Origin of the sequence: Serratia sp. SCBI (assembly GCF_000747565.1) — a bacterium.
Classification (GTDB): Bacteria; Pseudomonadota; Gammaproteobacteria; order Enterobacterales; family Enterobacteriaceae; genus Serratia; species Serratia ureilytica.
In genome coordinates this window covers 3,682,448-3,701,990 of record NZ_CP003424.1, presented here as the reverse complement: position 1 = coordinate 3,701,990, position 19,543 = coordinate 3,682,448, and the positions used below count along the sequence as shown (strand labels likewise).

Annotated in this window: 20 protein-coding genes; 12 read left to right on the top strand and 8 right to left on the bottom strand. The window is 60.0% G+C overall.

Features of this window, described 5'->3' with window-relative positions:
- Nucleotides 1-106 precede the first annotated feature (106 nt).
- On the top strand, nt 107-2,347 hold the full coding sequence (locus SERRSCBI_RS17390; RefSeq protein ID WP_042785158.1) for a TonB-dependent receptor domain-containing protein: 2,241 nt from the start codon (nt 107-109) through the stop codon (nt 2,345-2,347).
- A 22-nt stretch (nt 2,348-2,369) separates the two neighbouring features.
- On the opposite strand, the gene SERRSCBI_RS17385 is transcribed toward SERRSCBI_RS17390, so the two are convergent.
- The 3 genes from SERRSCBI_RS17385 to amiA all read right to left on the bottom strand — a co-directional run bounded on the left by SERRSCBI_RS17385 (nt 2,370) and on the right by amiA (nt 4,692).
- Complete coding sequence (locus tag SERRSCBI_RS17385; protein ID WP_004936514.1) at nt 2,370-2,825, bottom strand: YaiI/YqxD family protein; 456 nt, start codon at nt 2,823-2,825, stop codon at nt 2,370-2,372.
- Entirely contained in the window at nt 2,825-3,745 is a 921-nt protein-coding gene (gene hemF / locus SERRSCBI_RS17380) for an oxygen-dependent coproporphyrinogen oxidase (protein ID WP_042785157.1), read from the bottom strand. Before hemF ends, SERRSCBI_RS17385 begins: the two co-directional genes overlap by 1 nt.
- Before the next feature lie 65 nt (nt 3,746-3,810).
- On the bottom strand, nt 3,811-4,692 hold the full coding sequence (gene amiA / locus SERRSCBI_RS17375; protein WP_033652564.1) for an N-acetylmuramoyl-L-alanine amidase AmiA: 882 nt from the start codon (nt 4,690-4,692) through the stop codon (nt 3,811-3,813).
- 204 nt (nt 4,693-4,896) lie between these two features.
- On the opposite strand from amiA, the gene SERRSCBI_RS17370 reads away from it, so the two are divergent.
- Nucleotides 4,897-5,322: a GNAT family acetyltransferase gene (locus SERRSCBI_RS17370; RefSeq protein ID WP_004936504.1), complete on the top strand. Its 426-nt coding sequence runs from the start codon at nt 4,897-4,899 to the stop codon at nt 5,320-5,322.
- 42 nt (nt 5,323-5,364) lie between these two features.
- On the opposite strand, the gene SERRSCBI_RS17365 is transcribed toward SERRSCBI_RS17370, so the two are convergent.
- The gene (locus SERRSCBI_RS17365) at nt 5,365-5,763 is read right to left on the bottom strand and encodes a YgiW/YdeI family stress tolerance OB fold protein (protein ID WP_016926776.1); all 399 of its coding nucleotides are present in this window, start codon (nt 5,761-5,763) and stop codon (nt 5,365-5,367) included.
- 174 nt (nt 5,764-5,937) lie between these two features.
- On the opposite strand from SERRSCBI_RS17365, the gene SERRSCBI_RS17360 reads away from it, so the two are divergent.
- From SERRSCBI_RS17360 to SERRSCBI_RS17315, 10 genes are all read left to right on the top strand, one after another.
- Nucleotides 5,938-6,402, top strand: a complete 465-nt coding sequence (locus SERRSCBI_RS17360) for a DUF2919 domain-containing protein (protein ID WP_033652563.1) — start codon at nt 5,938-5,940, stop codon at nt 6,400-6,402.
- 157 nt (nt 6,403-6,559) lie between these two features.
- Nucleotides 6,560-7,147 carry an RpoE-regulated lipoprotein gene (locus tag SERRSCBI_RS17355; protein WP_004936494.1) on the top strand — a complete coding sequence of 196 codons (588 nt, stop codon included), beginning with the start codon at nt 6,560-6,562 and terminating at the stop codon, nt 7,145-7,147.
- 182 nt (nt 7,148-7,329) lie between these two features.
- On the top strand, nt 7,330-8,229 hold the full coding sequence (locus tag SERRSCBI_RS17350) for a Dyp-type peroxidase (protein ID WP_033643968.1): 900 nt from the start codon (nt 7,330-7,332) through the stop codon (nt 8,227-8,229).
- A 200-nt stretch (nt 8,230-8,429) separates the two neighbouring features.
- The gene (locus SERRSCBI_RS17345; protein WP_042785156.1) at nt 8,430-9,452 is read left to right on the top strand and encodes a sulfate ABC transporter substrate-binding protein; all 1,023 of its coding nucleotides are present in this window, start codon (nt 8,430-8,432) and stop codon (nt 9,450-9,452) included.
- A complete protein-coding gene (gene cysT, locus SERRSCBI_RS17340) occupies nt 9,453-10,292 on the top strand; it encodes a sulfate/thiosulfate ABC transporter permease CysT (protein WP_033652561.1) in 840 nt (279 codons plus the stop codon).
- Nucleotides 10,292-11,167, top strand: a complete 876-nt coding sequence (gene cysW / locus SERRSCBI_RS17335; protein ID WP_033643966.1) for a sulfate/thiosulfate ABC transporter permease CysW — start codon at nt 10,292-10,294, stop codon at nt 11,165-11,167. Before cysT ends, cysW begins: the two co-directional genes overlap by 1 nt.
- A complete protein-coding gene (gene cysA / locus SERRSCBI_RS17330) occupies nt 11,157-12,245 on the top strand; it encodes a sulfate/thiosulfate ABC transporter ATP-binding protein CysA (protein WP_033643965.1) in 1,089 nt (362 codons plus the stop codon). Before cysW ends, cysA begins: the two co-directional genes overlap by 11 nt.
- Nucleotides 12,246-12,325: 80 nt before the next feature.
- Nucleotides 12,326-13,207 (top strand): cysteine synthase CysM, encoded by an 882-nt coding sequence (gene cysM / locus SERRSCBI_RS17325; protein ID WP_033644334.1) that lies wholly within the window; start codon nt 12,326-12,328, stop codon nt 13,205-13,207.
- A 250-nt stretch (nt 13,208-13,457) separates the two neighbouring features.
- Nucleotides 13,458-14,138: a response regulator transcription factor gene (locus tag SERRSCBI_RS17320; protein WP_033643964.1), complete on the top strand. Its 681-nt coding sequence runs from the start codon at nt 13,458-13,460 to the stop codon at nt 14,136-14,138.
- A 6-nt stretch (nt 14,139-14,144) separates the two neighbouring features.
- Nucleotides 14,145-15,470 carry an ATP-binding protein gene (locus SERRSCBI_RS17315; RefSeq protein WP_042785155.1) on the top strand — a complete coding sequence of 442 codons (1,326 nt, stop codon included), beginning with the start codon at nt 14,145-14,147 and terminating at the stop codon, nt 15,468-15,470.
- Nucleotides 15,471-15,545: 75 nt separating this feature from the next.
- On the opposite strand, the gene crr is transcribed toward SERRSCBI_RS17315, so the two are convergent.
- The 4 genes from crr to cysK all read right to left on the bottom strand — a co-directional run bounded on the left by crr (nt 15,546) and on the right by cysK (nt 19,504).
- A complete protein-coding gene (gene crr, locus SERRSCBI_RS17310; RefSeq protein WP_004936467.1) occupies nt 15,546-16,055 on the bottom strand; it encodes a PTS glucose transporter subunit IIA in 510 nt (169 codons plus the stop codon).
- 49 nt (nt 16,056-16,104) lie between these two features.
- Nucleotides 16,105-17,832: a phosphoenolpyruvate-protein phosphotransferase PtsI gene (gene ptsI, locus SERRSCBI_RS17305; RefSeq protein WP_004936461.1), complete on the bottom strand. Its 1,728-nt coding sequence runs from the start codon at nt 17,830-17,832 to the stop codon at nt 16,105-16,107.
- A gap of 46 nt (nt 17,833-17,878) precedes the next feature.
- A complete protein-coding gene (ptsH, locus tag SERRSCBI_RS17300; RefSeq protein ID WP_004936458.1) occupies nt 17,879-18,136 on the bottom strand; it encodes a phosphocarrier protein Hpr in 258 nt (85 codons plus the stop codon).
- 399 nt (nt 18,137-18,535) lie between these two features.
- On the bottom strand, nt 18,536-19,504 hold the full coding sequence (gene cysK / locus SERRSCBI_RS17295) for a cysteine synthase A (protein WP_016926786.1): 969 nt from the start codon (nt 19,502-19,504) through the stop codon (nt 18,536-18,538).
- Between the last annotated feature and the right edge of the window lie 39 nt (nt 19,505-19,543).

The window sequence follows — 19,543 nt, the reverse complement described above, 5'->3', positions numbered from 1 at the left end:
CGCTGCGGCGCAATAAAACAATAACAACCTTTTATACCGCGCTTTCGGCGGGCTTTTTGCTGGGCATTGTCGGCCATCAAACCTTATTGGCTATTTCTGGGGATATATGAAAATTAAAATGATAGCGAGCCTGATCGGCGCGGGACTGGTGCTGCACGGGCAGGCTGTGGCCGCGCAGGAACAGGCGGAAAACAATAAAGGCAGCGTGGCGTTCAGCCCGCTCAACGTCTCGGCCGCCGACGGCGGCAAAAGCAGCGAAAAAGAGGCGTTGGCGAGGCCGGGCGCGTTCAGCTCGCGCGACGAGAACCAAAATCTGGAGTCGGTGGACAGCATTCTGCGCAGCATGCCGGGCACCTATACCCAGATCGACCCCGGCCAGGGATCGGTCAGCGTCAATATTCGCGGCCTGAGCGGCTTCGGCCGGGTCAACACCATGGTCGACGGCATCACGCAAAACTACTACGGCAACTCCCCGAGCGATGCAGCGCACGGCGGCATGCCCACCAGCCAGTTCGGGGCGCTGATCGATCCTAACTTTATCGTCGGCGTCGATGTGGCGCGCGGCAACGCCACCGGTTCCGACGGGGTGAATGCCTTGGCGGGCAGCGCCAATTTCCGCACCATCGGCGTGGATGACGTGGTGTTTTCCGATAACCCGTTCGGCGTACGCACCAAGTTCTCGGTGGGCAATAACGGCATCGGCCGCAGCGGCATGATCGCCGTGGGCGCCAAAACTGCCGCCTTTGCCGACGGCGGCAGCCTGGGGGCGATGGCGGCGATCAGCGGCAGCTCCATCACCTCTAACTACAAAAACGGCGCCGGTTTCGACAGCGAGATGTTCAACGTCGATAAAACCTACCGCCAGAACCCGAAATCCCAGCTGTTCAAAGTGGACATCAAGCCGGATGCCTTCAACAGCATCGAACTGTCGGCGCGCAGCTACCAGAATAAAATCACCCGCCGCCACATCGACAGCGACGATTTTTACCTCAAATACCACTACGCGCCGTTCTCGGAACTGATCGATTTCAAATTGACCGCCAGCACCAGCCGCGGTGAGCAGAAGTTCATGTCCAACAACATGGCGGGGTTCAGCGACAGCACGGCGAAAAACATTTCCGATGCGCTGGATATCAACAACACCAGCCGTTTCAGCCTGCGGGATATTGATTTCGCCTTCAGCTACGGCGGCAAGCTGGTGCGCAACGAGTATAAGAAAAAGGCATCCGGGTTGGTGACGGATCAGGATCAGGCGGAAAGCATGCCGGTGGGCATTGCCGGCAAACAAGATATCTCCAGCCTGTACAGTGGGTTGCAGGCCAACTACGGCATCTGGCAGGGAAATTTCGACCTGAACTACACCGCTTATCGCCTCTCCGGCTACAAGCCGGCCTGTGATGAGCGCGTAGAGTGCTTCCCTCAGGGCGCCGGCACTATCAACCGCAATGAACACGGCTTCAACCCGTCGGTCATGCTGTCGGCGCAGGTGACGCCGTGGCTGCAGCCGTTCGTCAGCTACAGCAAGTCGATGCGCGGGCCGAATATCCAGGAAGTGTTCTTCGCCAACAGCGGCGGCCAGTCGATGAACCCGTTCCTGAAGGGTGAAAAAGCGGAGACCTGGCAGGGCGGGTTCAACGCCAATGCCCACGATCTGTTGTTCAAGCAGGACAGCTTCCAACTGAAAGCGGTCTATTTCGAAACCAAGATCAAAAACTACATATCCAGCCAAACCTACCTGGTGTGTAAAAACCGTCAGAAGTGCAACCGTTCGCAGGCGACGCAGGAAGAGTGGGATAACGCGGACATCAACGTCAGCATGACCATGTACAGCAATGCTCCCGATCCGGTCAAAACGCGCGGGGTGGAGCTTGAAGCGCTGTACGACGCCGGTTTCGCCTTCACCAAACTGTCGTTAAGCAAGGAGCATACCTCCCAGCCGACCAACCAGGCCAGCAACGTATTCGGCGCGGGCGATATCAGCGAACTGCCGGAATTCTACTTCACGCTGGACAGCGGGGTGCGCCTGCTGGACGAAAAACTGACGCTGGGCGGGGTGGTGAAATACACCGGCAAGTCGGTGCGCCTGTCGCCGGACTCTGATTACGATGAGAATGAGCAGTTGCTGAAGGAGCCGGCGCCGCATATTCCGACCATTATCGATCTGTACGGCACCTATCAGGTGAATCGCAATCTGCTGCTGAAGCTCAGCGTGCAAAACCTGATGGACAGAGACTATTCGGACGCGCTGAACAAGATGAACTCGCTGCCGTCGCAGTCGCAGTATGAGACGCCGACCAACACCGCCCGTGGGCGGACTTATATCTTCGGCGGGGAGGTGCGCTTCTAAACCGCAGCAGAGCAGGGCGCAGTCACTGCGCCCGTTTCGCCTGCAGCAGCCATTTGTCCAGCTCGTTGGCGAACTGCTGGCGGTCGCGCTGGTTCAGGGCGTTCGGGCCGCCGGTCTGAATGCCGCTGGCGCGCAGGGTATCCATAAAATCGCGCATGTTGAGGCGCTCGCGAATGGTGTCCGGCGTATAGCGTTCGCCGCGCGGGTTCAGCGCCACCGCGCCTTTCTCAATCACCTCCGCCGCCAGCGGAATGTCGGCGGTGATCACCAGATCGCCCGCTTCGCAGCGGCGCACGATCTCGTTATCGGCCACGTCGAAGCCGGCCGCCACCTGCAGCGAACGGATGTATTTCGACGGCGGCGTGCGCAGCGGTTGGTTCGCCACCAGCGTCACGGTGATGGCGGTGCGATCGGCGGCGCGGAACAGCACTTCCTTGATCACGTTCGGACAGGCGTCCGCATCGACCCAAATCTGCATCATTTCTTCTCCCGCAGCCAGTCGCGCACCGGCAGGAAATCGCGCGCCAGCGCCGCTTCCGGGCTGTCGGCGTCCGGCTGGTAGTTATATTCCCAACGCACCAACGGCGGCATCGACATCAGGATGGACTCGGTGCGCCCGCCGGTTTGTAGCCCGAACAGCGTGCCGCGATCCCACACCAGGTTGAACTCCACATAGCGGCCGCGGCGATACAGCTGGAACTGGCGCTCGCGCTCGCCCCAGGTCAAGGCCTTGCGTTTTTCGACGATCGGCAGGTAGGCGTCGAGGAAGCCCTGGCCCACCGCGCGGGTGAAGGCGAAACAATGGTCGAAATCCGGGGTGTTCAGATCGTCGTAGAACAGGCCGCCGATGCCGCGCGCTTCGTTGCGATGCTTGATGAAAAAGTAATCGTCGCACCACTGTTTATATTTGGGGTAGACCTCGTCGCCGAACGGCGCGCACAGCTCGGCCGCGGTGCGGTGCCAGTGCACGGCATCCTCTGCGAAACCGTAGAACGGCGTCAGGTCAAAACCGCCGCCGAACCACCACACCGGCGCTTCGCCCGGCTTTTCAGCGATGAAAAAGCGTACGTTGGCGTGGCTGGTGGGCACGTAGGGGCTGAGCGGATGGATAACCAGGGAGACGCCCATCGCCTGGAAGCTGCGCCCGGCCAGTTCCGGACGGTGCGCGGTCGCCGAGGCCGGCAGGGTGGCGCCGGAGACGTGCGAGAAGTTGACCCCCGCCTGTTCGAACACCGCGCCGTTGGTCAGCACGCGGCTGCGGCCACCGCCGCCTTCTTCACGCGTCCATTGGTCTTCGGTGAACACGGCGCCGCCATCGGCTTGGGCGAGCTGCGCGCAGATATGATCCTGCAGCGCCAGCAGGAAGGATTTTACTTCAGCGATGTTAGGTAAACTCATGCGGGGTCTTTATAGCGTCTGGCTGAACAAGGCGCTGAGTATACTCTTATTCGCCGCCCGCGGCATCAGCGGGGTTTGCGTTGGTGTGCGTCGAAGTAGTCGAAGAAGTTGACGATGCCGTCCGCGATGGCGCGGGCGATTTTCTCGCGAAACGCGGTGGTGCCCAGCAGCCGTTCTTCGTTCGGGTTGGTGATGAACGAGGTTTCTACCAGCACCGAGGGAATGGACGGGGATTTCAGCACCGCGAACGCCGCCTGTTCGGTGCTGTCGCTGTGCAGATGGTGTACCGGACGAATTTGGCCGAGCACGTGGCGGCCGAGCGTCAGGCTGTTGTTGATGGTGTCGGTTTGCACCAGATCGAACAGCACCTGCTGCAGGTAGTTGTCCTGATCCTTGTATTTGCCGCCCGCTACGTCGTCGGCGGCGTTTTCACGGTTGGACAGGTAGCGCGCCATGGCGCTGCTGGCGCCGCGGTTGGAGAGGGCGAATACCGAAGCGCCGGAGGCCGACGGGCTGGTAAAACCGTCGGCGTGAATGGAAATGAACAGATCGGCCTGGTGCTGGTGGGCGATCTCCACCCGCTGGAACAGCGGAATGAATTCGTCTTCTTCGCGCGTCAGGCGCGCCTCGATGTGATCGTGCTCATGCAGGAAACGGCGCACGTGGTTGGCGATTTCCAGCACAATGTGTTTTTCCTGCGAACCTTCGTGGCCGACCGCGCCGGAGTCGATGCCGCCGTGGCCGGGATCGATCATCACCCGCTTTTTGCCGCCGGCCGGTTTCGCCGCCGGTTTGCTGTGCTGATTGCGCAGCATGCCTTCCGCCTTGGCGCTTGGGTTTTTCACGCCGAACAGCGCTACCGCCAGGCCGGAAAGCAACAGTTGGCGTCGCGTCGGGGAAACGGCAAGCGGCTTAAAATTGAGGAATTGTTTACCCTGCTTTTTCATTACGCAACGCTCCATCGACGATTCTATTTCGCGACGTTATATCGTATTGATAATCATTAATCGACCCGATAACTATTTCCATTTATTACGCCTGTTACCGGCGATTTCGGGGCAAATAGCGCGGTAAATCGCAGTTTGATATTGCGTAAGTGAATAATCACGCGATAATCAGATAAACACCTTAATTAACAGCGGCCAACATCGATGGAAATTCGCGTATTTCGACAAGACGACTTTGAAGAAGTCATTACCCTGTGGGAGCGCTGCGATCTGCTGCGGCCCTGGAACGATCCGGAAATGGACATCGAGCGCAAGCTGAACCACGATCCTGAGCTGTTCCTGGTGGCGGAAGTCGGCGGCGAAGTGGTCGGTTCGGTGATGGGCGGCTATGACGGCCACCGCGGCTCGGCGTATTACCTCGGGGTGCATCCCGACTATCGTGGGCGCGGCATCGCCAATGCGTTGATCAATCGTCTGGAGAAGAAGCTGATCGCTCGCGGCTGCCCGAAGATCCAGATTATGGTGCGCGAAGACAACGACACGGTGGTTGAGATGTACGAGAAGCTCGGCTACGAGATCCAGGGCATCACCAGCCTGGGCAAGCGGCTGATCGAAGATCAGGAATATTGATCGAGCGGCGGGCGGCGGCGTTGCCCCGCCCGCCGCAACGCATTACGGCAGCTTTTTGACGGTTTTCACGTCCACTTCGACGCTGCTCCAGTCTTTATCCACTTTGCCTTCCAACTGCACTTTGTCTTTCGGCGTGACGGTTTGGCCGTTCCAGCGCTTGCGATCGATCTCGACCGTCAGCGTGCCGGTGGCGTCGCGGAAGGTGTAGGTATCGTCGCCGATGCGCTGCTCGATGTTGCCTTGCAGCATCACCCAGGTGTCGTCGCTCAGCGATTTCACCTTGTCCACGGTGGTCAGCGCCGCGCTGGGGCCGGAGAAACCACCTTGTGCGGTGGTTTGCGTTTGAGCCTGCGGCGCGGCCGGATCGAGGAACCCGCCTTGTTGCGCCAGTACCGGTGCGCTGCACAGCGCGATCAGAGCGGCCAGAGTCAGTTTTTTCATGTTGCGCTTCCTTATCGTTATCGAAAATCACATCCCGCTGATATCGGGTGCTTGCTTAGTGATAAGGATTAAAACACACCGATCTTAAGAGCTTCTTAAGCCGACGCATTGAAATTCTCATCGCCGGCGCCCATCTGTAGCCATAGTCTTTATTCTGTTGGCAAGGAACGAGCGTTGAAGCCATTCTCACCCCGGTTTTCCCCGGACGATTACGATCAGCACGGCGCGCTGCGGCTGCCGCTGGGATTTTGGGCCGTGCTGATTTTGCAGGCGCGCACCTGGCTGTTGTTCGTGATGGCCGGCGCTTCGCGCGAGCAGGGCGAAAGCTTGTTGGCGTTGTTTTATCCGGATACCCAACGCTTTTGGTACGGCATGCTGCTCGGTCTGCCGGCGGCGCTGGCGTTTTTGCTGAGCGGCCGTCGCCACCAATGGCCGCGGCTGTGGCGCGGTTGGCGCTGGGGGCTGGCTGTCTCGCTGCTGGCGTCGTTCGGCGGCTCGCTGTTCAGCCTGTGGCGCCAGGACGGCGATGCGCCGGGGCTGGAGCTGACGTTGGCGCTGCTCGACGCGCTGGCGCTGAGCTATCTGCTGCTGAACGCGCGTCTGAAAGCCTGTTTCGCGCCGGCGGAGCGCGCCGACTAATTGCCGAGAAGTGCGGCACTTTTCGCATTTTCCGCACTCCAAGCTGGCAACCGTTGGCGTAGTGCGGGCCGTTGTGAGAGGCTGGCACGCAGCAAAACGCCGAATGCGGCAGGAGCGGGTGACCCGCCCCGTGCCATTGATGTCTAAGGAGCTAGAGATGAATATTCGCCCCCTGTTGTTAGGGCTTCCGCTGTTACTGACCGGCTGTTCGAGCATGTCCAATTTCTCCTGGTCCAGCCTGTCGCCGTTCAACTGGTTCGGCAGCAGCCTGGAAGTCGGCGCCAAGGGCGTCGGCAAGCTCAACGCCGGCACGCCGATGTCGGAAAGCGCCATCAACGACGGGCTGGACGGCAACTACCGCCTGCGCGGCGGCATGGCGACCAACAACGGCCAGATCGTCTCTTATTATCAGGCGCTGTCCGGCGACGAGGTGAAGCTGGTGATCACCGGCGAACCGAAAGGGCGCCTGCAGCGGGTGGACGTGCTGGATCCGAAAGTGGCGACGGAGTGGGGCAACAAGCTCGGCACGCCGTTCGGCGACATGTACAGCAAGGCGTTCGGCTCCTGTAAGCCGGGCAGCGGCGAAGACGCCGGTAAAGTGGAGTGCGTGGCGGAGCAGAGCAAATACGTCACCTACATCTTCAGCGGCAAGTGGGCCGGCGCGCAGGATATCATCCCGCCGGACGACACCCTGAAAAGCTGGACGGTCAGCAAAATCATTTGGCACGCCAAGCCGCAGCAGTAACGCGTTCAACGGGCGCCGGTTCCCGGCGCCTGCTTGTCCAAATCATTACCCCTATTTTCTTTGCGCTGCTGCAAGGCAATCGCCTGTGCTTGCGGTATGATAGCGCGCGTTTGTAACAGGGACCCCGCGCGTCAACCGCCATACCTTACCTGTTGCCGGATTCTGGTATTGAGGATAACAACATGACACAGGTTCAGAGCGGCATTCTGCTGGAGCACTGCCGTTTCGCCATTTTTATGGAAGCCAGCGTACAGGGCGAATTCGCCGATTTGCGCCAGGGCTGCAAACAGTTTTGTCAGACGCTGAGCGAGCTGCAGCAGCAGTTCCCCGATGCGCGCCTCGGCGCGGTGATCGCTTTCGGCTACGACGTCTGGCACGATCTCTCCAGCGGCCAGGGCGCGAAAGAGCTGAAGCCGTTCACGCCGCTCGGCAAAGGGCTGGCGCCGGCCACCCAGCGCGATATGCTGATCCACATCCAGTCGCTGCGTCACGACGTCAACTTCACGCTGGCGCAGGCCGCGCTGGCGGCGTTCGGCAACGTCATCAAGATTGAGGAAGAAACCCACGGTTTCCGCTGGGTGGAAGAGCGCGATCTGAGCGGCTTCATCGACGGCACCGAAAACCCGCAGGGCGATCAACGCCCGGCAGTGGCGACGATCGCCGAAGGTGAAGAGGACGCCGGCGGCAGCTACGTGCTGGTGCAACGCTACGAGCACAACCTGCGCCAGTGGCAGCGCTTTACCACCGAGCAACAGGAGCAGATCATCGGCCGCACCAAGCACGACAGCGAAGAGCTGCCGGCGGATCGGCGCCCGGATACCTCGCACGTCAGCCGCGTCGATCTGAAAGAGAACGGCAAAGGCCTGAAAATTCTGCGCCAGAGCCTGCCTTACGGCACCGCCAGCGGCAAGCACGGCCTGTTCTTCATCGCCTATTGCGCGCGCCTGCACAATATCGAGCAGCAACTGCTGAGCATGTTCGGCGATCTGGACGGCAAACGCGACGCGATGCTGCGTTTCAGCCGTGCGGTCACCGGCAGCTACTATTTTGCGCCATCGCTGACGCGCCTGCTGTCACTTTGACGCCGTTGCCGAAGCCGGCGCGTCCGGCTTCGGTCTGTTTTCCCGCCCCAAAACGCCTCGCATTTCCTGCCTTATAGCGTTTGATGCTTGTAAATCACTAAACGGTATATAAAAGCGTTACAGCTCCGCACCGAGTTATAAATACACTGGTCGTCAATAAGGCGAAAGCCTGAAGGAATGACTCAGTGATAAGGTGCAGAATGAAACAAAACCGGGTTAAAAATCTCGTGCTGAAAGGTTGGCTGGCGGCTGCGCTGTTGGCGAGCGGCGCCGTGTCGGCGGCGGAATTGCTGAACAGCTCTTATGACGTTTCCCGTGAATTGTTCGTCGCGCTGAATCCCGGCTTTGAACAGCAGTGGAACCAGCAGCATCCGAATGACAAGCTGACCATCAAACAATCGCACGCCGGCTCGTCGAAGCAGGCGTTGGCGATCCTGCAGGGCCTGCGCGCCGACGTGGTGACCTACAACCAGGTCACCGACGTACAGATCCTGCACGATCGCGGGCAGCTGATCCCGGCGGACTGGCAGTCGCGTCTGCCGAACAACAGCTCGCCGTTCTATTCCACCATGGCGTTTCTGGTGCGCAAGGACAACCCGAAGGGTATCCACACCTGGAACGATCTGGTGCGTGACGACGTGAAGCTGGTGTTCCCGAACCCGAAAACCTCCGGCAACGGCCGTTACACCTATCTGGCCGCCTGGGGCGCCGCCAGCCAGGCCGACGGCAACGATGCGGCCAAGACCCGCGCCTTCATGACCCGTTTCCTGAAAAACGTGTTGGTGTTCGATACCGGCGGCCGCGGCGCGACCACCACCTTCGTCGAGCGCGGTTTGGGCGACGTGTTGATCAGCTTCGAGTCCGAAGTGAATAACATCCGCAAGCAATACGGTGAAGACAAGTACGACGTGATCGTGCCGCCGGTCGATATTCTGGCGGAGTTCCCGGTGGCTTGGGTCGACAAAAACGTCGCGCGCAACGGCACCGAACAGGCGGCCAAAGCCTATCTGAACTATCTCTACAGCCCGGCGGCGCAGCAGGTGATCACCAGCTTCTACTACCGCGTGTATGACCAGAAAGCGATGGCGGCGGCCAAGGGGCAATTCCCGGACACCCAACTGTTCCGCGTGGAAGATCAATTCGGCGGCTGGCCGCAGGTGATGAAAACCCACTTCGCCACCGGCGGCGAGCTGGATCAGCTGTTAGCGGCAGGGCGCAAGTAAATGTTGGCGTTGTCGTCCAGTAAGCGGGTGCTGCCCGGATTTGGCCTCAGCCTCGGCAGCAGCCTGTTTTATACCTGTTTGATCCTGCTGCTGCCGCTCAGTGCGCTGGTGATGCAGCTGGCGCAGATGAGCCTGGCGCAATATTGGGAAGTGATTTCCAACCCGCAGGTGGTGGCGGCGTATAAAGTGACGCTGCTGGCGGCCGCTGTCGCCAGCCTGTTCAATGCGGTGTTCGGCATGCTGATGGCCTGGATCCTGACGCGCTACCGCTTTCCCGGCCGTTCGCTGCTGGATGGACTGATCGACCTGCCGTTCGCGCTGCCGACGGCGGTAGCCGGCCTGACGCTGGCCGGTCTGTTTTCCACCACGGGCTGGTACGGGCAGTGGCTGGCGCACTTCGACATCAAAGTCACCTTCACCTGGCTTGGGATCGCGGTGGCGATGGCGTTCACCAGCCTGCCGTTTGTGGTGCGCACCGTGCAGCCGGTTCTGGAAGAGCTGGGGCCGGAATACGAAGAAGCGGCCGAGACGCTGGGCGCCACACGTTGGCAGAGTTTTCGTCGCGTCGTGCTGCCTGAAGTGGCGCCGGCGCTGCTGGCCGGCACCGCCATTTCCTTTACCCGCAGCCTGGGCGAGTTCGGGGCGGTGATTTTCATCGCCGGCAACATCGCCTGGAAGACGGAAGTGACCTCGCTGATGATTTTTGTGCGTTTGCAGGAGTTCGATTACCCGGCGGCCAGCGCCATCGCCTCGGTGATCCTGGCGGCGTCGCTGCTGCTGCTGTTCAGCATTAACGTATTGCAAAGCCGCTTCGGCAGACGTTTGGGAGGAGGGCACTGATGGCTGATATTTCCGCCTTCAACGGCGCCGAGCGCCCGCGCGTTAACTGGGGCAAGTGGACGCTGATCGCCATCGGCACGCTGTTTTCGGCGCTGCTGCTGGTGGTGCCGATGATATCGATTTTCGCCGAGGCCTTCTCCAAAGGATTCGGCGCGATGTGGAGCAATTTGCTCGATCCGGACATGCTGCACGCCATTTGGCTGACGGTCCTGATCGCGCTGATCACCGTGCCGTTCAACCTGGTGTTCGGCACGTTGCTGGCGTGGCTGGTGACGCGTTTTACCTTCCCCGGCCGCCAGCTGCTGCTGACGCTGATCGATATCCCGTTCGCCGTTTCACCGGTGGTGGCGGGGCTGATTTATCTGCTGTTTTACGGCAGCAACGGCCTGCTGGGCGGCTGGCTGGATGCGCATAACATTCAGGTGATGTTCTCCTGGCCGGGCATGGTGCTGGTGACCATTTTCGTCACCTGTCCCTTCGTGGTGCGCGAACTGGTGCCGATGATGCTCAGCCAGGGCAGCCAGGAAGATGAGGCCGCCATTCTGCTGGGAGCGTCCGGCTGGCAAATGTTCCGCCGCGTGACGCTGCCCAACATTCGCTGGGCGCTGCTGTACGGCGTGGTGCTGACCAACGCGCGCGCCATCGGCGAGTTCGGCGCGGTGTCGGTGGTGTCCGGTTCGATTCGCGGCGAAACCTACAGCCTGCCGCTGCAGGTCGAGCTGTTGCAGCAGGATTACAACACCGTCGGGGCCTTTACCGCCGCCGCCCTGTTGACCCTGATGGCGATCGTTACCCTATTTTTGAAGAGCGCGCTGCAGTGGCGTCTGGAACGTCAAAACGCGCGTCTTGAGCGGGAGGAAAATCATGAGCATTGAGATTAACGGCATCAACAAGTCCTTCGGTCGCACCAAGGTATTGAACGATATCTCGCTCGATATTGCTTCCGGCGAAATGGTGGCGCTGCTCGGGCCGTCCGGTTCCGGCAAGACCACGCTGCTGCGCATCATCGCCGGGCTGGAAAGCCAGAGCGGCGGCAAGCTGGGCTTCCACGGCACCGACGTCAGCCACATGCACGCGCGCGACAGGCGCGTGGGCTTCGTATTTCAGCACTATGCGCTGTTCCGCCACATGACGGTGTTCGATAACATCGCCTTCGGCCTGACCGTGCTGCCGCGCCGCGAGCGCCCGAACGCCGCGGCGATCAAACAGAAAGTCACTCAGTTGCTGGAAATGGTGCAGCTGGGCCACCTGGCTACCCGCTATCCGTCGCAGCTGTCCGGCGGCCAGAAACAGCGCGTGGCGCTGGCGCGCGCCCTGGCGGTGGAACCGCAGATTCTGCTGCTGGATGAACCGTTCGGCGCGCTGGATGCGCAGGTGCGCAAAGAGCTGCGCCGCTGGCTGCGTCAGCTGCATGAAGAGCTGAAATTCACCAGCGTGTTCGTCACCCACGATCAGGAAGAGGCGATGGAAGTGGCCGACCGCATCGTGGTGATGAGCCAGGGCAATATCGAACAGGTCGGGTCGCCGGTCGACATCATGCGCGAACCGGCGAGCCGCTTTGTGCTGGAATTCATGGGGGAAGTGAACCGCCTGAACGGCGAAATTCGCGGCTCCCAGCTGTTCGTCGGCGCGCATCAGTGGCCGTTGTCGTTCCAGCCGATGCACCAGGGCAGCGTCGATCTGTTCCTGCGCCCGTGGGAAATGGAAGTGGCGACCGAAAGCAGCGAACGTTGCCCGCTACCGGTTCAGGTGCTGGAAGTCAGTCCGCGCGGCCATTTCTGGCAGCTGACGGTGCAGCCGATCGGCTGGCACCAGGAACCGATCAGCGTGGTGCTGCCGGAAGGCAACGCCACGCCGGTGCGCGGCGGCCGTTATTACGTCGGCAGCCTCAATGCGCGGCTGTATGCCGGCGATCAACTGCTGCAACCTGTTGCGTTAGCCAAAAGCGCCTGATAGGTTTTAGCAGCCCTTTATTCAAGGCAACCCCAGGGTTGCCTTTTTACTTTACGCACACCAACACACAGGCAAAGATCGTGACAACGCTCGAACAATGCATCGGGAATACCCCGCTGGTAAAACTGCAACGGCTGGCCGCCCAGGCGGGCAGCGAGGTATGGGTCAAACTGGAAGGCAACAATCCGGCGGGATCGGTGAAGGATCGCGCTGCGTTGGCGATGATCCAGCAGGCGGAGCTGCGCGGTGAGATCAGGCCCGGCGACGTGCTGATTGAGGCCACCAGCGGCAACACCGGCATTGCGCTGGCGATGATCGCTGCATTGAAAGGCTATACGCTGAAGCTGCTGATGCCGGAGAACATGAGCCTGGAGCGGCAGGCGGCGATGCGCGCCTACGGCGCCGAGCTGATCCTGGTCAGCCGTGAGCAGGGCATGGAAGGGGCGCGCGATCTGGCGCTGGAGATGCAGCGTCAGGGGCAGGGCAAGGTACTGGATCAGTTCAACAACCTGGACAATCCCTACGCCCATTTCACCACCACCGGCCCGGAGATTTGGCGCCAAACCGAAGGGCGCATCACGCATTTCGTTTCCAGCATGGGTACCACCGGCACCATTACCGGCGTGGGCGGTTACCTGAAAAGCCAGAATCCGCAGGTGCAGATCATCGGCCTGCAGCCGGCGGAGGGCAGCAGCATCCCCGGCATTCGCCGCTGGGCGCCCGCTTACCTGCCGGGTATTTTCCGCCCGGAGCTGGTGGATCAGGTGCTGGATATCGAACAGGGCGATGCCGAGCAGACCATGCGCCAGCTGGCGCAGCGTGAAGGCATCTTCTGCGGCGTCAGCTCCGGTGGCGCGGTGGTCGGCGCCTTGCGCGTCGCCGCGGCTCACCCCGGCAGCGTGGTGGTGGCGATCGTCTGCGATCGCGGCGATCGCTACCTTTCAACCGGCGTGTTCGGCTGAGCGCGCCCTCCCGGCGGTGTGTTCCGTCGGGAAAACCTTTCCTCCTTTCCTTTCGACAGACGGCAGCCCCACTTGCGGCGGCTGCCGCTTGCCCGTGCGCCAATGCCATGACTGAAGTAGAGAAATCGCGCGGCAGCGGCCACAATAACGGTGACGAGACGCCAAGAGCGATGTGTAAGGATTGAGTAAAACCGGCTGCGGACCGGCGAAATTGGCGGGAAAATAACGAAAATCGGTGAAGGAGCAAGGCATGAAAATTTTACTGGTCGACGATGACCTGGAGCTTGGCACCATGCTGAGCGAATACCTGACGGGCGAAGGTTTCGACGCCAAGCTGGTGCTGACCGGCAAGGCGGGGGTAGAGGGCGCGCTGTCGGGCGACTATACCGCGATGATCCTCGACATCATGCTGCCGGATATGAGCGGCATCGACGTGCTGCGCGACGTGCGCAAAAAGAGCCGGCTGCCGATCATCATGCTGACCGCCAAAGGTGACAACATCGATCGGGTGATTGGTCTGGAGATGGGCGCCGACGATTACATGCCCAAACCCTGCTATCCGCGCGAATTGGTGGCGCGTTTGCGCGCGGTGCTGCGCCGTTTCGAAGAACGGCCGCAAGAAGCGGACGACGAGGCCGCCATCAGCGTTGGCGAGCTGACGTTAAACCCTTCAACCCGCAGCAGCGAATGGCGCGGCAAGGCGTTCGATCTGACCGCTTCGGAATTCAATCTGTTGGAGCTGTTGCTGCGCGCGCCGGACCGTGTGGTGTCGAAGGACGAATTGTCCGAGAAGGGGCTGGGGCGCCCGCGTGAAGCCTATGACCGCAGCGTGGATGTGCATATCAGCAATATCCGCCAGAAGCTGAGCGCGTTGGCCGGCAATACGCTGAGCATCGAAACGGTGCGCAGCATCGGCTATCGCATCCGGTAACCTGACATGCGCGGAAGACTGTTCTGGAAAATTTTGCTCGGCTTTTGGCTGACCTTTCTCATCATGACGCAGGCCCTGTGGGTGGCGTTTTCTCTTTATGGCGATCGCTATGTGCCGCCGGAGAACGCCATGGCGCGGCGGGCGATCGGCCTGCAGCTGACCTCCGCCGCCACCCAATTGCGCAGCGGCGGCATGCCGGCGCTGGAAGCGCTGATGCGCGACTGGCCCGAGGACGACAGGCGTCTGCTGTCGGTAACGCCGATGACCCAACCGCCGCCGCCCGCGCCGGAAGAACCGCTGTTTGAAGGGCGGCGGATGCCGAAAGCGATTTCCGCCTGGGTGCAGACCGGGGAAGGGCAGGGATACTGGCTGAGTTATAACGTGCGCGGGCTGCGGGAAGAGTATCGGCCGGAGCGGCGTTCCCATTTCTTCAACATTCCTGCGCCGATGTTGTGGGTCGGCGGGCTGGGCGGTTTGCTGTTCAGCGCCGTATTGGCCTGGAACCTGACCCGGCCGATGCGTCAGCTGCGCGGCGGCCTGGATCGGGTGGCGCAGGGCGATCTGTCGGTGCGGCTGTTCCCGAAAATGCGGCGCCGTCATGACGAGCTGTCCGACGTGGCGCGCGATTTCGACACCATGGCCGAGCGGCTGGAACTGCTGGTCAGCGCCCGCGAGCAGCTGTTGCACGATGTCTCGCACGAACTGCGTTCGCCGCTGGCGCGCCTGCAGTTGGCGATCGGCCTGGCGCGGCAGAATGCCGGCAACGTCGAAACCTCGCTCAAGCGCATCGAACATGAGTCGGGGCGGCTGGATAAAATGATCGGCGAGCTGCTGGCGCTGTCGCGCACCGAACACAGCAGCCTGCCGGACGAGGAGTACTTCGATCTGTACGGCCTGGTGGATGCGGTGGTGAGCGATGCGCGCTACGAGGCGCAGGTGCCCGGCGTGGAGATCGTGCTGCAGGCCGAGTCGGACGTGGAGTATACCGTCAAGGGCAATGCGGAGCTGATGCGGCGCGCGGTGGACAACATCGTGCGCAATGCGCTGCGCTTTTCCAGCCAGGGCCAGCGGGTGACGGTAGCGCTGTCGCGCATCGACAACCAGTTCCAGCTCGCCGTCAGCGATCAGGGGCCGGGCGTGGAGGAGTCGAAACTGTCGAGCATCTTCGATCCATTCGTGCGCGTGAAGTCGGCGCAGTCGGGCAAGGGCTACGGCCTGGGGCTGGCGATTACCCGCAAGGTGGTATTGGCGCACGGCGGCCAGGTTGAGGCGCGCAACGGCGACAGAGAGGGGCTGGTCATTACCCTGCGTATCCCGCGCTGGTCGTCATAACGTAGCGAGATTGGGATACGACGAAGGGGATAAAAAAACGGCGCCGAGGGCGCCGTTTTTCTTGCTCATTCGCGATTACTTCTTGATGCGGATGATCGGGGTTTCGCCAACGGTCACGCTGCCGGACAGTTTGATCAGCTCTTTGATCTCGTCCATGTTGGAGATAACGACCGGCGTCAGGGTAGACTTGGCTTTCTCTTCCAGCAGTGGCAGGTTGAACTCGATAACGACGTCACCTTTCTTGACGCGCTGACCTTCTTCGGCGATGCGTTTGAAGCCTTCGCCTTTCAGTTCTACGGTATCGATGCCGAAGTGGACGAACAGCTCAATGCCGCTGTCGGATTCGATAGAGAATGCATGGTTGGTTTCGAAAATCTTACCGATGGTACCGTCAACCGGAGCAACCATTTTGTTGCCGGCCGGTTTGATGGCGATACCGTCGCCAACGATTTTTTCAGCGAACACTACGTCCGGCACATCTTCGATATTGACGATTTCGCCAGAAAGGGGAGCGACGATCTCGATAGTGCCCGTGTCTTTCTTGTCATCAGAAACCAGAGATTTCAGTTTATCGAACAAACCCATGATCTTCTCCTAAGCATTAAATTGGGCGGCGTTCCAGTGTCGTGGAAGTTTAGCAGAGCGTTTTTTCTTCGATGAATTTATTGACGCAATTCATCAGGTCTTGTGCCGTTGGCTGTGCCAAGGCTTGCGCTGCCAACGCCTTCACATCTTCGAAATTCGTGTTGCGAATAATTTTCTTGATGCGCGGGATTGAAATCGCACTCATGCTGAACTCATCCAGCCCCATGCCCAATAACAACAGTGTAGCACGCTCATCGCCAGCCAGTTCGCCGCACATGCCGGTCCACTTGCCTTCCGCGTGAGATGCATCAATAACCTGTTTAATCAGGCCAAGCACTGATGGGGACATCGGGTTATAGAGATGAGAAATCAGCTCGTTGCCGCGATCTACCGCCAGAGTATACTGGGTTAGATCGTTTGTCCCAATACTAAAGAAGTCGACTTCTTTCGCCAGGTGGTGAGCGATGACCGCCGCAGCCGGTGTTTCCACCATCACGCCCACTTCGATGCTCTCGTCAAACGCCTTGCCTTCTTCGCGCAGCTGCGCCTTCAGCGTCTCGATTTCGCCTTTCAGATCGCGCACTTCTTCCACGGAAATGATCATCGGGAACATGATGCGCAGTTTGCCGAACGCCGAGGCGCGCAGGATGGCGCGCAGCTGGGCGTGCAGGATTTCACGGCGGTCCATCGCGATGCGGATGGCGCGCCAGCCGAGGAACGGGTTCTCTTCCTTCGGCAGGTTCATGTACGGCAGGTCTTTGTCGCCGCCGATGTCCATGGTGCGGACGATCACGGCCTGCGAGCCCATGGCTTCCGCCACGGCTTTATAAGCCTGGAACTGCTCGTCTTCGGTTGGCAGCGAGTCGCGGTCCATGAACAGGAATTCGGTACGATACAGGCCGACGCCTTCCGCGCCGTTGCGCTCTGCACCCGCGACGTCGCGCACGGTGCCGATGTTGGCGCAGACTTCAACCTGATGGCCGTCCAGCGTAATCGCCGGCAGGTCCTTCAGCTTGGCCAGATCGTTTTTCTCGGTGATATATTGGTTCTGGGCGGCTTTCAGCTGATCGATAACGTCAGCGGTCGGGTTAACGTAAATCTGGTTGTTAACCGCGTCCAGAATCAGATAGTCGTCGTTCTTCACCTGCTTGGTCACGTCGCTGGTGCCGACGATCGCCGGCAGCTCCAGGGAGCGCGCCATGATAGAGGTGTGGGAGGTGCGGCCGCCGAGATCGGTAATGAAGCCCAGCACTTTGTCCAGGTTCAGCTGCGCGGTCTCGGACGGGGTCAGATCGGTGGCCACCAGGATCACTTCATCCTGAATGGAGCCCAGATCGACGATCGGCATGCCCAGAATGTTCTGCAGCAGGCGTTTGCCGATGTCGCGCACGTCGGCGGCGCGTTCTTTCAGGTATTCGTCGTCCAGCTCTTCCAACGCTTTCGCCTGGCCTTCGATCACGGTGTAGGCGGCGGCGTCTGCGGAGGCCAGATCGTCTTTGATTAGGGCTATGATTTCCTGCTCAAGCTCTTCGTCTTCCAGCAACATGATGTGGCCTTCGAAGATAGCTTCCTTCTCTTCGCCGAAGGTTTCGCCAGCTTTGGTCTTGATCGCTTCCAGCTGTTCGGACGCTTTCGCGCGGCCGGCCAGAAAACGCGAGACTTCCTGCTCTACTTGATCAGCAGAGATTTTCTTCCGGTTGATGACGATGTCGTCTTCTTTCAGCAAGAGAGCCTTACCAAAAGCGATGCCCGGTGATACTAAAATGCCTGAAATCATAACCCTACCTTACTCTTGACTGGTGTTAACTAAAAAGACGGGCCGATTACTCAAGCTCTGCCATCAGTTTTACCAAGTGCTCAACGGCTTTCTGCTCGTCTTCACCTTCAGCTGAGATGGTCACTACGGTCCCTTGAGTCAGCCCCAGAGTTTGCAGTTTGAACAGGCTTTTAGCGCTGGCGCTTTTGCCGTTGGAGGTCACGGTGATGTCAGACGTGAAGCCTTTGGCTTCTTTAACGAACTGAGCGGCAGGGCGAGTATGCAGACCATTCGGAGCGGTAATAGTAACTTCTTGCTGGAACATTGATGTTTCCCCAACTTATTGGATTAATGTTGTGGAGTTAAAGTTTAGCCCAGGGGCCTGACTTTAACTTGTCTGGTTATAGCGCCTGACTATGGACAGGGGCGAACGTTGATGCAACAGAAAACGACGCGTTAGGCACTTCAGATCAAAAAACTCGGCTTTAGACGTCGTTCCAATCCGCTCCCCATTATGCCCGATTCGCCGCGTCGGCGACAGATGAGTAAATCGATTCAGCCTCGACCAGGCTCGGAGAGTGATTAATTTTGCGCATCGAAATAATGCACCGTTAAATACTAAAGGCGACGGGCAAAAGCAATCTTGGACTGCTATAAAGTTTGATCCAGTCCACAAAAAAGCACCCCACAGGGTGCTTTTTTAGCGATTTGTGCAGTGGCGGGATTACTGCTGCAATTCCTGCTCGGTGAACAGATCGGCGAACAGCGCGGTGCTGAGATAACGTTCGCCGGAAGAGGGCAGGATGACCACAATGGTCTTGTCGGCGAACGCCGGTTCTTCGGCCAGTTTCACCGCCGCTGCGACCGCTGCGCCGGAGGAGATGCCTGCCAGGATGCCTTCTTCGTCCATCAGGCGGCGCGCCATGCTGATGGCTTCGTCGTTGGAGATTTTTTCGACGCGATCCACCAGGTCAAGATCGAGGTTGCCTGGAATGAAGCCGGCGCCGATGCCCTGGATCTTGTGCGGGCCCGGTTTCAGCTCTTCACCGGCCAGCGCCTGGCTGATGACCGGCGAGTCGGTCGGCTCGACCGCCACGGTGGTGATGGCCTTGCCTTTGGTGTTCTTGATGTAGCGGCTGACGCCGGTCAATGTGCCGCCGGTGCCGACGCCGGAGATGAACACGTCGACTTCCCCATCGGTGTCTTCCCAGATTTCCGGGCCGGTGGTTTTTTCATGGATGGCCGGGTTGGCCGGGTTGCTGAACTGTTGCAGGATCAGGTAGCGGTTTGGATCGGTGGCGACGATCTCCTCCGCTTTGGCGATGGCGCCTTTCATGCCTTTCGCCCCTTCGGTCAGCACCAGATTGGCGCCCAGCGCCTTGAGCAGCTTGCGGCGCTCGATGCTCATGGTTTCCGGCATGGTCAGCGTCAGCTTGTAACCGCGCGCGGCGGCGACGAAGGCCAGCGCGATGCCGGTGTTGCCGCTGGTCGGCTCCACCAGTTCTTTGCCGGCGGTCAGCACGCCGCGTTGTTCCGCATCCCAAATCATATTGGCACCGATGCGGCATTTGACGCTGAAGCTCGGGTTGCGTGATTCAACCTTGGCCAGAATGCGTCCGTTGCCGATACGGTTCAGACGAACCAGCGGCGTATGGCCGATTGTTAATGAGTTGTCTTCATATATCTTGCTCATAGCCCGTCCTTTAACTCTATGAAAATGTGGGGAACATCG